The sequence below is a fragment of the Nocardia donostiensis genome (assembly GCF_002081715.1).
Taxonomy (GTDB): domain Bacteria; phylum Actinomycetota; class Actinomycetes; order Mycobacteriales; family Mycobacteriaceae; genus Nocardia; species Nocardia donostiensis.
In genome coordinates, this window is sequence record NZ_MUKP01000012.1 from 117,904 (window position 1) to 131,443 (window position 13,540).

The window sequence follows — 13,540 nt, forward strand, 5'->3', positions numbered from 1 at the left end:
GCAGTTGTTCGGGTGAGTATTCCGCGCTGACATGCGGATCACGATCTGCGGACAGCGACGGGACGCCCCGCGACACGCAGAGTATCGAGGTCGGGTGCAAAGCTACGGGGTAGCGGGGATCGGATGCGTCTCGAGGCGCGCGGAGCGGAGGTAGCGGTTGCGGGATACGGAGTCCGATGGGCGGCGACAACAGACGGCCCGAGTGTGGCGAGCACCGGGGCGGGTCAACCTGATCGGCGAGCACACCGACTACAACGACGGATTGGTGCTGCCGATCGCGGTGCCGCTGGTGGTGACCTGTGCGGCGCGGCCGACGACAGACGGTGTGGTTCGGGTTGTTTCCGTGCAGCGGCCCGGCGAACGGATCGGTGTGCCGGTAGGGGCGTTGACGACCGAGCGGGACCGAGTGCCGGACTGGGCGCGGTACCCGGTGGGTGTGGTCGCCGAGTTCGTGCGTCGCGGGCACCGCGTGGACGGGGTGGAGTTACGGCTGGACGGGCAGGTGCCGATCGGGGCTGGTTTGTCGTCGTCTGCCGCGTTGTGCTGTTCGGTCGCGGTGGCGATCCGCGATCTGTACACAACCGGTGTCGGGGACAGGGAACTGATCGATATGGCGCAGGCGGCCGAAAACGAGTACGTGGGCGTGCCGACCGGTGTGCTCGATCACGCCGCGTCGCTGTTGTGCACGGCGGGTCATGCGCTTTTCCTGGATGTGCGCCGGTTCCGCGAGACCGGAAACGCAGGGTATGAACATATTCCGTTCGATCTTCCCCGGCACGGACTGAGCCTGCTGGTGATCGATACCGGCCAACCGCACCGGCTGGCCGACGGCGGTTACGCACGGCGGCGCGCCGAGTGTGCAGCGGCGGCGGACGCACTGGGCGTCGCCGTTTTGCGTGATGCCGAGCTCACCGACGTCCAACGATTGGACGATTCGGTGCTGCGGCGGCGGGCCAGGCACGTCGTCACCGAGAACGAGCGGGTGCGCGCCGTCGCAGACCTGCTGCGCGGGGGCGCGGACCCGCGCGAAACAGGTCCCCTGCTGCGTACAGGCCATATTTCCCTGCGCGACGATTTCGACGTCTCCACACCGGCGCTCGATACCGCTGTCGACGCCGCGCTGACCGCCGGAGCGTACGGCGCGCGGATGGTCGGCGGCGGGTTCGGCGGCAGTGTAATCGCGTTGGTCGACGACGCTGCCGCGGACAAGACGGGCGATGCGGTGCGTGCGGCGTTCGCTCGGGCCGATTTCGCCGAGCCCCGGATCAGCCGGGTGATCGCCGCAGCGGGCGCGGTGGGGAAGTGATTTCCGGTCGTCTTGTCCTGGTGCGGCGGCGTCGCCGGTTCGTCATGCGGCGGCGCGGAACCGTTGTTTCAGTCCGACCAGTGCGTCGACCAGCAGGAAACCGAGCAGGCTCAGCCCGAACAGAGGGGCGAACACACCGATCATCACTGCGGTGGCGGTCACCGGTACGGCGATCACTACCCCGGCACGACGCAGCCCACCGCGCTGGGGTGGGCGACCTGCGGCGAAGCGGCCCGCCCCGGTGGTGGGCCGTCGCCGCCACCACATCACATAGCCGCGCACGATCACCGCGACCAGCCCGATCATCGACGCCAACAGCAGCAACTGGTTGAGCAGACCGAACATCAGACCCATATGGAATTGAATGCCCCAATTCGCGAGCTTGGCCATCAGCGGCCAGTCGGAGTAGGGGAGGCGCGCGGTGATGGTGCCGGTCGCCCCGTCGACGGCGACGGAATCGACCGTGTACACCCCGGGCATCCGCCGTTCCTTCACCGCGAACGCCGTCCCGTCAGCCGCAGGCACGGCGATTTCGGCGGGATGGGTCACTCCGGCCGCGTGTGCCGCCACCACGACCCGGTCGAGTTGCGCGATCCGATCCCCGGCATCGGCGGGCGCTACGGATGCCGCCGCGCCGTCGTGATGATGATGCTCACCCGGCGTGGGCCCCGTATCGGTCGCACCGGGTAAGGCGGTGCTGACGGCAGGCGTAGCCCAATTGAGGCTCTCCCGCAAGGAAGTGACGTTCTCACCGGCGTAGGTCGACCAGGTCAGGCCGGTCGCCGACAACAACAGCAGTACCGGCAGAATCCACACCCCGACCGCACCGTGCCAGTTCAGGGTGCGGACGCGCCCCTGGGAGCGGTCGGGGAGGAACACCCATCCTGCCGAGTTGCGGTTACGGCGGGCGCGGACCCGGCGCACCCACAGCAGCAGCCCGGCGAGCGCTACCACCCACAGCCACGACGCCGCCAGTTCGGCGTAGAGCCGCCCCGGTTCGCCCAGATGCAGATTGCGGTGCAGCAGGTCGATCCAGGTGCGGGTAGGCAGCGCGCCGGAACTGCCGTAGACGACGGATTCGCCCACGGGTGTCGCGGTTACCGGGTCGACGAATACCGCGTGCCGCTGCGATTCGCCCAGCGTCGGGTCGGCGAACAGCACCCTGGTGGTTTCCCCGTCCCCGGGGGCTGGGGCGACGGCGACCAACGCCAGGTCCGGGCGTGTGGCGACTGCGGCACCCACCTGCTCGGACAGCGGGCGCGGGGGTCCGCTGGAATCCACCCGCAGCAGATCCCGGTCGAGGAAGGATTCGAGGGTGGGTGAGATTGCGTACAGTCCCCCGGTCACCGCGGCGATCAGGAGGAACGGGCCGACGAATATGCCCGCGTAGAAGTGCAGCCGCAGGGCGAGAGCGCGTAGCGCCCCGCCGGTCCGCCGCTGTCCGTTCGGTGGCGCAGCTTCCTGCTTCGGCGCCGCGTCGTCAATAGTGCTCATGAATTGGCAGTCCTGTGCTGAAACCCGGCACACGGCACAGCACGGCGACAGTGCTCGAAATACGCCGCGCTTGTATGCCGCTGGCCACAACTGGCGCAAAGGCCGGGTCGAGGTGGGCCCGGGCGTTGCTGAGGTGAAGCCGGGCACTGTGCGACGAGCTGCCGTCGACAATTCCGCGGCTCACCCGACAGTGCCCGGGTGAGAGGAAATCAGAAACAGGCAGCCAGGGGAGGAGCTCGGGTCCGAGCCGTATCAGCCGCGAAGACGCGAAGAATGACCCGATCGGTGTGGGTGGTGTGCAGCGGCGCGGGATCGTCGGCCGGTTGCGGGTTACCGAGCACCCGCACAACCTGCGTCAGCACCGCGGTAGCGACCTGGTAGGCGAACTCGGCGCCGCGTATGACGAGCGCGGCGGCCAGGGCGGCAGCTGTGTGCGCGCCGATCATGGCAGGCGTGAGCTGGGCGTCGCCGTGATGCAGATGACCGGAATCCCAGCCCATACCGATATGGCCGAGGAGCTGCCCGCCGACGAGCGCGGCGACCAGGCCCGTCGAGCGGGTCCGTAACGAGGCGATGCTGGTGACCAGCGCGCCGATCACCGCAGAGGTGGCGGCGAGCAGCATGAGCGAGGTACCTCCGGGGGCCGTGCCCCCGGACGCCCACCCATGCGCCGCGACCGAAATCGCCCCCGAGATCAGTCCGGCCGCGCCACCGCGAATCCGCGCGATGTCGCTACGGTCGCCCGCAGCGCCGGGGCCGTGCCTGCAACTCACCCGCTGATGGTAGCTGAGCGCACTGACGCCCCTGGCTGTCTCGAGGCCCGGCTACCCGCTCGAACATCTCCGAGCGTGCGCGCGTCCCGGCTGTGCGACCCTGGCCGACGGCGGCCTGGGCTGCCGGAGTCAGTCGGCGATCTCCATCTCCGCCAGCGGCTTGCGCAGCAGTTTTCCGGTGGCATTGCGCGGGAGTTCGTCGAGGAAGATCACGTCGCGGGGCACCTTGTAGCGGGCCAGGTTCTGTTTGACGTAGTCCTTGATCTCCTGGGCGTCGCGGGTGGAATCCGGGCCGGGGACGACGAACGCTCGCAGCCGTTTACCGAATTCGCGGTCGTCGACGCCGACCACGGCTGCCTCGAGCACATCGGGCCGGTTCGACAGCAGGTGCTCGACCTCCTGCGGGAAGACGTTCTCGCCGCCGGAGACGATCATGTCGTCGTCGCGGCCGTCGATGAACAGTAGGCCGTTTTCGTCGAAATGCCCGACGTCGCCGCTGTTCATCATGCCGTTGACGCGTTCTTTGGTGCGGCCGTCGGTGTAGGCGGTGAACGCGTGGGCGTTATCGATGAAGATCGTGCCGGTGACGTTCGGTTCGGTGATGCGGTTGCGGTTCTCGTCCAGCAGCGCCAGCCGGATGCCGACCGGTGGGCGGCCCGCCGTGCTCGGCGCGATTCGCAGGTCCTGTGGGGTGGCAACGGTGATCACGGTGCATTCGGTGGACCCGTACAGGTTGTAGAGCACGTCGCCGAAGTGTTCGCCGGCGCGCACCACTACGTCCGGCGGGATCGCCGAACCGGCTGCGAAGATCACTTTCAGTGACGAAACATCGTATGCGGCGAGTACGTCCCTGGGCAGGTCGAGGATGCGCTGCAGCATGGTCGGCACCACGACCAGCGAATCGGCTTTGTGCTCGGCGATATTGGCCAGGGTGCGTTCCGGGTCGAATTTGCGCTGCTGGAAGACGACCCGATTGCCCAGCGCCAGACCGAGCAAGAACTGTGACAGGCCGGTGCCGTGGAAGATCGGTGCGGCCATCACCATGGTGCCGTGGTTGGGCAGCGGTACCCGGTCGATGAACTGCGCGGAGATGAACGGGCTCACCTTGTCGCGCGGGGCGCCCTTCGGGGCGCCGGTGGTGCCGCTGGTGAGGATCACCAGACCACCGGGCTTATCGGGAGTCTTCACCGGCGCTGAGGACCGTCCCGCCGACAGCGATGCGACGGTATCGATGGCCGGGTCGGCGTTGTCCTTGTCGTCGACCCAGGTCAGGATGCGCGGGACCGAGTCGGGGATCGCGCTCATCAACTCGATGAACTCGCTGTCGTGCAGCACTGCCTTGACCTTTTCGCGCTCGGCGACACCGGCGAACTGTGGTGTGGCGAACCCGGTGTTCATCAGCACCGCACGCACACCCAGCTTGCCGGTGGCCAGCAGGCTCAGCACCATACCGCGGTGGTCGCGGGCCAGCACGGCCACAACGTCACCGGGCCGCAGCCCGCGCTCGCTCAGTCCGCGGGCCAGGGAATTGGACAGGCGGTCGAGCTGGCGGAAGGTCAGTTCGCCCTGTTCGTCCACAATCGCGGCTGCGTCGGGCCTGGTCTGCACGGCGTGCATGACGACCCCTGCGAACGGGCCGTATTTGGTGACGTTGTAGGCCGAGCGGAGCGCAAGGTCGGGACGCAGCGGGTTGAACAGCCCACGCTTGCGCATGACGTTCACACCGAGGGCGATATCGCCTGCTTTCTGAACAGGCGCGGGGAACGACAAAGACATCGGCGACAACCTTCCGCGTCCCGCCCACCGTGACCGCGGTGACGTGGACCGCATATCGAGATCCAGTGCTGGCGCCCACAGTAGCAAGCAATGGTGGGACTTTGTGTCACACATATCGGACACGCCGAAGGCCAGGCATCATCTTGTGAAATGTCCTGGTCTTCGGGCCGAAACTTGGTTACTTGGCCGTATTGGTTTCGTCGGCGTCGTATTCCACCAGCACCCGGCGCAGCAGTTTGCCGGTCTGGTTGCGCGGCAGGTCGTCGAGGAAGATCACCTCGCGCGGCACCTTGTAGCGGGCCAGGTTCTGCTTGACGTAGTCCTTGATCTCTTCGCCGTCGGGGTTGTGACCCGGCTCCGGGACGACGAATGCGCGCAGCCGCTTGCCGAACTCCACATCGTCGACGCCGACCACAGCCACATCGAACACGTCCTCACGTTCCAGCAGCAGGTTCTCCACTTCCTGCGGGAAGACGTTCTCGCCGCCGGAGACGATCATGTCGTCGTCGCGGCCGTCGACCATGAGCAGCCCGTGGTCGTCGAAGTGGCCCACGTCACCGCTGGACATATAGCCGTCGATGATCTGCTTGTGCCTGCCGTCGGTGTAGCCCTCGAACGGCGCGCCGCTGCGGACGAAGATACGCGCGGTGACGTTCTTGTCGGTGACGCGCTTGTCGTTGTCGTCGTAGAGCCGCACATCGCAGGTGATCGGAGGGCGGCCGACGGTGCCGGGGGCCTTGGCGAGTTCGTCCGGCTGGGCGATGGTGGCGATCGCGACCTCAGTGGAGCCGTACAGGTTGTACAGGACCGGCCCGAAAACCTCGGCCCCGCGGGTGCACAGTTCCGGTGACAGTGCGGAACCGGCGAGCACGATCGCCTTCAGCGACGAGGTGTCGTACTTGGCGCGCACCTCGTCGGGCAGTTCGACCATGCGGTGCAGCATGGTCGGCACTGCGACCAACATATCGGCCTTGTGGTCGGAGACCAGCTTCAGCGTCGCCTCGGCGTCGAACCGGCGGCGCATCACGACCTTGTTCGACAGCACAGTGCTGACCAGCCAGGTGCCGATACCGGTGCTGTGGAAGATCGGCGAGACGATAACGACGGTGCCGCGTTTGGGGAACGGCATCCGGTCCACGAACTGCGCGGTGGCCAGCGGGGTCACCTTGGTGCGCGGAGCGCCCTTGGGCAGCCCGGTGGTGCCGCTGGTCAGGATGATGAAACCACCCGGTTTGCTCGGGGCGGGTAGCGGCTCGGTCGAGTTGGCGGCGATCAGGTCGTCGAAGGTCTGCGCCCCCTCGGGCAGTTCGGTGCCCTCGTCGACCCAGGTCAGGTAGCGGGGCAGTTCCGGGGGCAGGGCGTCGAGCAGGCCGAGGAACTCGCTGTCGTGCAGCACCGCCTTGACCTTTTCGCGTTCACAGACCTCGGCGAACTGCGGTTTGGCGAAGCCGGTGTTCATCAGCGCGATCCGGACGCCGAGCTTGCCTGCCGCGACCATCGACATGATCAGCCCGCGGTGGTCGCGGGCCAGGACCGCGATGACCATCCCCTGAGTGATACCCGCTGCTCGGAGGCCGCGGGCGATCGCAGTCGACTGCTCGTCGAGTTCGCGGTAGGTCAGTTCGCCACGTTCATCGACCAAGCCGGGCTGATCGGGAGCCACCCGAGCCGAGTGTCGGACCAGGGTGGCCTGCGGGCCGTAAACCTTGGATTCGCGCATAGTTCGCAGTGTTTCCAAGGGCGCTTTCGGGTCGCTGACCCCGCGCGAACGTAGTACCCCGAACGCTTTTACGGTTTCCAGCGCGTGCGCCAGGTTCACCTCGAACACCTCCACATAACCCTCGCGTCGGTACTCGACCTAGCGAATCGGACGTCATTTGGTTGCCAACCGTAGCAGCGGAGGTGTGTCAAATCACAGGTAAAGGCGACAAAACGGACTTTTGGTCGGTTGACCGGTACGTATCGGGTTCGCGTGCCGCCGGATCGCCTGATACGCCATGTCGGCGAGGAACCCCGGTGTCCGCGCGAACGCCGCACCCCGGACTCACCGGCGTCGCCGCCCCTCTCTGAGCCCCAGGTCAGCGGAGTGTGCTCCCTGATGCGATCAGCAACGACACCCCTGCGCCCTGATTCTCACAACCGGGGTCCGCTTCCCGATATCGGATCAAACGGGAACTCCGTCTACTCGTACATGAGACCCGCGACGAGCAGTTGAGCAACAAATCTCCATTTATCGAATGTGTCGATATCCTGATGGTTCACCCTCGCATCCTCCAGCCAAGCGGCAAGGCTCTCCAGGAAATCTGCGGAACCTACGTTTGGATAGGCGGTAGAATCTTCGATAAGACCATTTGAAAGGCTGCGCGCAAACCTGATGAACGAATCGAAATCATTGACGTCGTCAGGAACTGGTGGGGGCATATGAATACTCCTTCGCCTCATATTCGGATATCCAGCACCTCTGGCCGCCGCGTACGTAAACCTCTTTATGCTGCTGTCCGGAAAACACGTCACCTCGAGAAACTACAGGGCCAGGTCATGCCGCATTACGAGCTCTCCCCGCGCGGCTTCTAGCTGAGCTTCCGACTCTATCGCGTTGAGCTCTGGATTCATATACGCAAGGATGGAGCCTCTGGTATCTTGTCGCGGAATACCGCAATATTTCGACAGCAATCACATGAAGTTCAATGGCGATAGCCTGAATCCGTCGCTCCTGGCAAGAAAATTCAGCAGATCCCGAAGAGCGTATCCCGACTCCACCGTATGTCGAACATCATGTTCTGCAGACACTCGAGCGCAACGCCTTTCCTTACAGCCATTGCGTGCTTAGTATTGCACCTCTCACGGTTTTCCGCGAGATTTACCGATTCTCGTATCGGTGACGGTCGGTGGGGACAGCTGATCGGTTTATCTTCAGAAGCCATCCCATGCCCTTGGAGCTGCTTTTCTGTTATCGGTCGCGATAGATACCGAGTTCGCGGCCGTGTCCCGGCGACTCATGTCCACGTGTCACCACCGGCGGCGGCTCCGGTATCCGTCCTTCCGCCGCGGCACGCGCGATTTCCGGTGCGATCCCCTGCTCCAGCAGCCGTGCTTCTGCCCGCTCGGCTTCGCGATTGCGACTCGATTGCCGCTGCCCGGGCGGCGGGGAGGGGAGCTGCACCAATACCACGGCACGCGCGTGATCCTCGGGCACACCACGTGCCACCAGCCTCGCGACCCGCTGTTCCGTTGCCCGTTCACGTGCGAGGGAGTGTTCGCGGTCGCGTTGCGCTATCTCACGTACCAGCTCACGGGGGTCTTTTCCGCGGTCGGAGTCCCGCAGCAGCGGCGCGGGCAGCACGACCGCTTGTGCACGCGCTTGTTCCGGGTCCATACCTTGGACGATCAACCGCTCCCGGTTCACTTCTATCGCGAGGCGGGAGAGTTCAGCGCGTTCCCGTGCTGCTGTCTCACGTTCCACGGCAGCTCCGATAGCACCGATCTGTTGCGCGACCGGCCGGTCTATCTCTTGCCGCGTAGCCTCGGCTTCCCGCAGGAACTCGACGGCGCGTTCATGTGGGACATCACGCGCGATCTCCTGATGATGCTCACGCTCCAGCGATTGAATCTTTCCCAGCGTGTAGGCCAAACCGAGGAACTGTTCACGCTGCTGCACCAGATCCATGGTCGGCAACTGCCGGGCCATCTCGTCGGTATGGCGGGATAGCTGTTCCCGCTCGCGCGCGATCAACTCGATGCGGAGCGGGTCGAGTGCCCGCATCCGGGCGATGTGCTGGGCCTCCAACTCCGCGGCCTGCACCTGCGCTAGATCCCGCGCAGCGTGGTAGCCGAGCCCGAGAGCTTTACGGTCCGCGGCGGCCTGGTCGTGATTGGCGCGCTGCTCCGCGGCGGCCAACTCGCGCAGCGCTTCCGTTACATACCGGAGTTGTTCGATGCCGACGTGACGGCCCTCTGCTTTTATGCGTTCGATGTCGCGGACGTAGTCGCGGGCAATCTGCTCGACGCTCAACGCTGACGGCTCCCGTTCAGGCAGCCGGGCCAGGTCGTTTTCGATGCGCTGTTGAATGTCTCGTGCCACCTGTCGTGCGCCAACCGCGAGGATCCGCTGATACACGCGTTCGCTCATTTGTTTGTGCACGAACTGGTCGGGGAATTCCCGCTCGAGCTGCGCGATCTTCTCTCGGGCTGCTGTGTTGTGTTCCTTCGATTTCGAAGCTCTCGTATAGTAGAAGACTTTTTCGCCTTCACGCAGTTTCGCAATGTACCCATCCAATTGCTGGACATCGCGGTCTTTCAAGGAACCGGATTTTATTTCCACGTTCCGGGCGACCATGTCCGGTGTGTGGTGGCGTTCCAGTCGCCGGTCGATGCGGATACGTTCGTCGGGTTTGTACTGGTATGAGCGCTCAGCCTGCCACCCGGCCTGCGGGAGCCCGAACACGACATCGAACCCCCGTTCCAACGATTTGCCCTGTAGCCATTGGACGCGTCGGAATGAGCTGGCTTGCTGCCAGCTGATCGGGGTGCGCGGTATCTCGTTCTTGGCGAGTTTCTTCGGGATATACCGGTTCTCGTATTGGTGACGGTCGGCTGGGGACAGTCGATCGGGTTTATCTTCAGAAGCCATCCCATGCCTACACGGAAGTATTTATTGTGGGGCTACTGACTAAGTCGGGCGGCGGAAAGACGCCGGAACTCGGTAGCGGAGGGTTTACCGGCTTCGACCCACAGGGCGTGGTCTTCGACGACGTTGCCGTACACCCACACCAGCAGCCCGTCGGGGTGCCGGGTTTTGGCGTACACGTCGAGGAGTCGATCGTGCGGGTCGAGGAAGGTGCTGTAGGGGCGGGAGATCACCGGCCAAAAGTCGACATTGTCGCGTTTGCCGGGGAGGTTGAACCAGCTCCCGTCGGATGCCATGCGGAAGGCCTCGCCGAAGTAGCGTCGGTACCCGTCCAGGGCGGGGTGGTTCATGGCGACAACGTCCTTGGGATCGGGGAACGCGGCTTTGAGTGATTCGGCGGCAGTCTTGATTCCCTGTGTGGTCCATGGGTCTTCGAGTGCGCCGACGCGGGGCGCGTCCTGGGTGAAAAACCGTTCGAGTTCGTTGTCCATGTCGGCGAGCCAGTGCAGGAACGCGGGTGCCTGCTGGTCGCGCTCCTGTTGTTGGAGTTCGGCGCGGCTCATTTTCTGAATCCCACCCACGATGCGTCCCCTATTCGTCGTTGTCGATGTGATCCCGCGAGTTTCCCAGATTCAGGCCTACCCAGACCGCAACTGTGTGGCCTTGCGATGGCGTTTGTACCCGACGCCGACGAGCATCAACCGCTCCTCAGGCATCCGGCCGTGTAGCTGGGGTCCGGCGGGCCACCAGTCGTCCGGCTCCACCAGGCCGGGGGCGAGTAGTTCGAGTCCTGGGAGGTAAATGGCGATTTCGTCGCGGGAACGGAACCACCCTGTTCCGAGCCCATCCAGGTGGCGCTGCTGTATCTCGATTGCTACGTCCCGGGTTTCTGGATCGTCGTCGGGCGCCCAATAGTGTGTGATCATCACGTGTGAGCCGTCGGGTAGCAGGTCGATGAGTCGTTGCATGGTCTCGGCGGGGTTCAGGTCGTCGGGGATGTGGTGCAGCAGCCCGCATATGAGGACACCGACTGGGCGGGACAGGTAGATGCGTGCCCGTAGTTGCGGGTTGTTGAGCAGTTCGAAGGGTTCGAGGAGATTGCCGCGCAGGTAGCGGGTGGTGTCGTTGTCCCAGTACGCCATTCCGTGTGCGACGCAGACGGGGTCGTTGTCGACGTACACCACCGGTATCTGATCCAGGTATGCCGTGTGGCGTGCTCGGGGTTCACGATTTCGTGAGTGGCGCGGCCGGTCGGGTAGGTGGGGAGCCCGGCACCGATCTCGAGGAATTGGTCGATACCCGCGTTCTCGGCGAGGTAGCGCAGGGCGCGTTCCTGGAATCGGCGGCCCGCGATAAGGGTGTTTCGCCAGCGGGGAGCGATCTCGCTGATGCTGTTGCGGACGGCGCGGTCGGCGTCGTAGTTGTCTTTCCCGCCGAGGGTGGCGTCGTAGACGCGGGAGATGCTGGCCCTCGTGTTGTCGACTCCGACGGGTTCGTGGGCGCCGGTTTTCGGCGCGGTTTCTGTCATCGGGGTGCGGCTCCGTAGGTCGAGCGGTGTCGGGGAGTGTGGTTGGTATAGGCGAGGACTCGCATCGCCCACCGTTTGCGGGCGCAGTCGGTGATGTCGCAGCAGCGGTGCCGGTGAGCGATGCGTTGCAGTTCCTCGATGGGGATGGCGGTCACTGCACGCCGTCGGTGTCCGGGTTGTCGAGGGTCCGTAGCCCGTGCGCGATCTGCTCCAGGATCTCGATTTCCGGAAGTTCTTCTAGGACAGATGCTGTCGATGCCCCAGCCGGTAGCTGCTCCCCCGGAGCGCGGTGCGGTTCGGGCATCACATCACCGCCGCGGTGTAGGCGAGACCGTCGAGGTAGCGGCGGCAGCCGCCGTGCCCGGCGTGAGTGGAGAGCAGGTAGCGGGCGTGCTCGAGGTTTTCCGGGCTGCCGTGGTCGCCGCACTTCTGCATGTGCCACCGGTTGGTCTGCTCCGGTGTGGCGTTCGCGATCATCGCGTCCTGCCTACGTCTGGCTTGATGCGTCCGGCGTCGACCAGGGTGTCCCACGCGGCCCGTTTCCGGGCGCATTCTTCGCGCAGGCAACTACGGTGGCGCTGCATGGCCTGATGGGCTTCGGTGATGCTGAGCGGCTGGTCGGGTGCTTCATGCGGCCAGCCTGGCGCCCACATGGTGTCGATCTCTGTCATGGAGACCTCGATGGCGTTGTGAGTGTGGTTGGTAGCCACCCGGTTCGGCATCGGGTGGTACTTGAAACGTAAGCCTGTCCACACCTGTCAAGGGGGACGTCTTGTCCTCCTCTTACGACGATTTCTCGGTACCCTCGCAATGAAGGGGCACAGCGAAGGGTCGACTATGGACAGCACGATCGGCGCGCAGATCCGCCGGTTCCGAGGCAAAGCGCTGACACAAAAACAGCTCGCCGAGCAAGCTGGCGTGAGCCTCGACCTCATCAAGAAGCTGGAGCAGGGCGCTCGGCAGGGGGCGAGCATCGCCAGCCTGCAGAAGATCGCCAAGGCGCTCGACGTCGATATCGCCGACCTCGTCGGCAAGCGGTACGGCATCCCGTCCGAGGACCCGGGTGCGGGTGTGGTTGCGATCAGGCGTGCCTTGAACTCGGTGGATGATCTGATCGGGCTCGACACGGACGAGCCGCCGGTCACCTTGGGGGAGGCACGGCATGCGGTGAACTATGCGTGGGGCGCGTACTGGAACGGCCGCTACGAAACGTTGACGCGCGTCCTGCCGCCGGGTATTTCACAGCTGCGGGCGACCGCGCATGCCGCTCAGAACGGGGACGTCGCGATCGCGCATGAACTGCTTGCGCGCATGTACTGGGTGACCGGGTGCACGCTGGTCCACCTCGGGCAAGCCGACCCAGCATTCACCGCTATCCGGTCCGCGCTCACCGCAGCGGAACGTGGTAACGATCCGCTGCTCGCAGCGACCTTGCGTGGTTCGGTGGCGTGGCAGCTGCTGGTCCAGGGCCGGTACGAGGAATCCCACAAGGTGGCGTTGAAGGCGGCGGCGTCGGTGGAGCCGACCGGAGAAGTCTCCGAAGAGCACCTGGCGGTGTACGGGTCGCTCGTGCTGCAGGGCGCGACTGCGGCCGGGCGTGACCAGCGCGTCCGCGATGCCCTGGATATTGCGGGTGAGGCGCAGGAGGTAGCGTCCCGCCTGCCCGGTGACACCAAACACTATGAGTGCAACTTCGGTCCGTCACAGGTGGTAATGCAAACCGTCGACATCAATGTGTCATCGGAACGATACTCGGAGGCGTTGAAGTCCGCGAAGGCCATGCCGAACCACGGTGAAGGGTTGACGCAGGTGAGCCGCGCACGGCACCTGCTGGACCAGGCGACGGCCTTGACACAGACGGGGCAGCATCAGCGGGCGCTCGACATGCTGCTCACGGCGGAGCGGATCGGCGGTTCGGACTGGGTGAAGTATCAAACCCTGTTGAAACAGGTCGTCGAGGAGCTGTTGGAGAAGGAGCGACACAACTCCCTGCGCGGGTTGGCACACCGCGCCGGAGTGCGATAGTCGCGACAGCA

13 protein-coding genes and 1 pseudogene are annotated in these 13,540 nt (G+C 65.0%); 2 read left to right on the forward strand and 12 right to left on the reverse strand.

Going from position 1 to position 13,540, the window contains the following annotated elements; genetic code table 11:
• The first annotated feature begins 157 nt into the window (after positions 1-157).
• The gene (gene galK / locus B0T44_RS10740; protein ID WP_245839458.1) at positions 158-1,306 is read left to right on the forward strand and encodes a galactokinase; all 1,149 of its coding nucleotides are present in this window, start codon (positions 158-160) and stop codon (positions 1,304-1,306) included.
• Positions 1,307-1,348: 42 nt separating this feature from the next.
• Here the strand turns inward: galK and B0T44_RS10745 are convergent, their stop codons facing one another.
• The 12 genes and pseudogenes from B0T44_RS10745 to B0T44_RS10790 all read right to left on the reverse strand — a co-directional run bounded on the left by B0T44_RS10745 (position 1,349) and on the right by B0T44_RS10790 (position 12,175).
• Complete coding sequence (locus B0T44_RS10745) at positions 1,349-2,800, reverse strand: PepSY-associated TM helix domain-containing protein (RefSeq protein WP_077117218.1); 1,452 nt, start codon at positions 2,798-2,800, stop codon at positions 1,349-1,351.
• 209 nt (positions 2,801-3,009) lie between these two features.
• Positions 3,010-3,573 (reverse strand): hypothetical protein, encoded by a 564-nt coding sequence (locus tag B0T44_RS10750; RefSeq protein WP_077117220.1) that lies wholly within the window; start codon positions 3,571-3,573, stop codon positions 3,010-3,012.
• Positions 3,574-3,702: 129 nt separating this feature from the next.
• A complete protein-coding gene (locus B0T44_RS10755; protein ID WP_077117222.1) occupies positions 3,703-5,349 on the reverse strand; it encodes an acyl-CoA synthetase in 1,647 nt (548 codons plus the stop codon).
• A 178-nt stretch (positions 5,350-5,527) separates the two neighbouring features.
• The gene (locus B0T44_RS10760) at positions 5,528-7,168 is read right to left on the reverse strand and encodes an acyl-CoA synthetase (RefSeq protein ID WP_077117415.1); all 1,641 of its coding nucleotides are present in this window, start codon (positions 7,166-7,168) and stop codon (positions 5,528-5,530) included.
• A gap of 362 nt (positions 7,169-7,530) precedes the next feature.
• Positions 7,531-7,770, reverse strand: a complete 240-nt coding sequence (locus B0T44_RS10765; RefSeq protein ID WP_077117224.1) for a DUF7660 family protein — start codon at positions 7,768-7,770, stop codon at positions 7,531-7,533.
• 529 nt (positions 7,771-8,299) lie between these two features.
• The gene (locus B0T44_RS10770) at positions 8,300-9,979 is read right to left on the reverse strand and encodes a coiled-coil domain-containing protein (protein WP_077117226.1); all 1,680 of its coding nucleotides are present in this window, start codon (positions 9,977-9,979) and stop codon (positions 8,300-8,302) included.
• Between the two features lie 32 nt (positions 9,980-10,011).
• The gene (locus tag B0T44_RS10775; protein ID WP_139347826.1) at positions 10,012-10,557 is read right to left on the reverse strand and encodes a hypothetical protein; all 546 of its coding nucleotides are present in this window, start codon (positions 10,555-10,557) and stop codon (positions 10,012-10,014) included.
• Between the two features lie 57 nt (positions 10,558-10,614).
• Entirely contained in the window at positions 10,615-11,160 is a 546-nt protein-coding gene (locus B0T44_RS10780) for an SAM-dependent methyltransferase (protein WP_254854193.1), read from the reverse strand.
• A gap of 101 nt (positions 11,161-11,261) precedes the next feature.
• Positions 11,262-11,504, reverse strand: a pseudogene (locus B0T44_RS28535) (SAM-dependent methyltransferase); the annotation flags it as partial.
• Positions 11,505-11,655: 151 nt separating this feature from the next.
• The gene (locus B0T44_RS27120) at positions 11,656-11,808 is read right to left on the reverse strand and encodes a hypothetical protein (protein ID WP_175648031.1); all 153 of its coding nucleotides are present in this window, start codon (positions 11,806-11,808) and stop codon (positions 11,656-11,658) included.
• Positions 11,808-11,981, reverse strand: coding sequence for a hypothetical protein (locus tag B0T44_RS27125; protein ID WP_175648032.1), 174 nt, complete (start codon positions 11,979-11,981; stop codon positions 11,808-11,810). The genes B0T44_RS27120 and B0T44_RS27125 overlap by 1 nt, the downstream gene beginning before the upstream one ends.
• Positions 11,978-12,175 carry a hypothetical protein gene (locus B0T44_RS10790; protein WP_139347827.1) on the reverse strand — a complete coding sequence of 66 codons (198 nt, stop codon included), beginning with the start codon at positions 12,173-12,175 and terminating at the stop codon, positions 11,978-11,980. Before B0T44_RS10790 ends, B0T44_RS27125 begins: the two co-directional genes overlap by 4 nt.
• A 166-nt stretch (positions 12,176-12,341) precedes the next feature.
• Between B0T44_RS10790 and B0T44_RS10795 the strand changes: the two genes are divergently transcribed.
• Positions 12,342-13,529, forward strand: a complete 1,188-nt coding sequence (locus B0T44_RS10795; protein ID WP_077117231.1) for a helix-turn-helix domain-containing protein — start codon at positions 12,342-12,344, stop codon at positions 13,527-13,529.
• Positions 13,530-13,540: the final 11 nt, after the last annotated feature.

Excerpts from the sequence above, each read along its gene's own strand:
- B0T44_RS10755 (WP_077117222.1), bottom strand. The coding sequence starts at position 5,349 with ATGTCTTTGTCGTTCCCCGCGCCTGTTCAGAAAGCAGGCGATATCGCC.
- B0T44_RS10765 (WP_077117224.1), bottom strand. The coding sequence starts at position 7,770 with ATGCCCCCACCAGTTCCTGACGACGTCAATGATTTCGATTCGTTCATC.
- B0T44_RS10770 (WP_077117226.1), bottom strand. The coding sequence starts at position 9,979 with ATGGCTTCTGAAGATAAACCCGATCGACTGTCCCCAGCCGACCGTCAC.
- B0T44_RS10795 (WP_077117231.1), top strand. The coding sequence starts at position 12,342 with ATGGACAGCACGATCGGCGCGCAGATCCGCCGGTTCCGAGGCAAAGCG.
- B0T44_RS27120 (WP_175648031.1), bottom strand. The coding sequence starts at position 11,808 with ATGCCCGAACCGCACCGCGCTCCGGGGGAGCAGCTACCGGCTGGGGCA.
- B0T44_RS27125 (WP_175648032.1), bottom strand. The coding sequence starts at position 11,981 with ATGATCGCGAACGCCACACCGGAGCAGACCAACCGGTGGCACATGCAG.
- B0T44_RS10745 (WP_077117218.1), bottom strand. The coding sequence starts at position 2,800 with ATGAGCACTATTGACGACGCGGCGCCGAAGCAGGAAGCTGCGCCACCG.
- B0T44_RS10790 (WP_139347827.1), bottom strand. The coding sequence starts at position 12,175 with ATGACAGAGATCGACACCATGTGGGCGCCAGGCTGGCCGCATGAAGCA.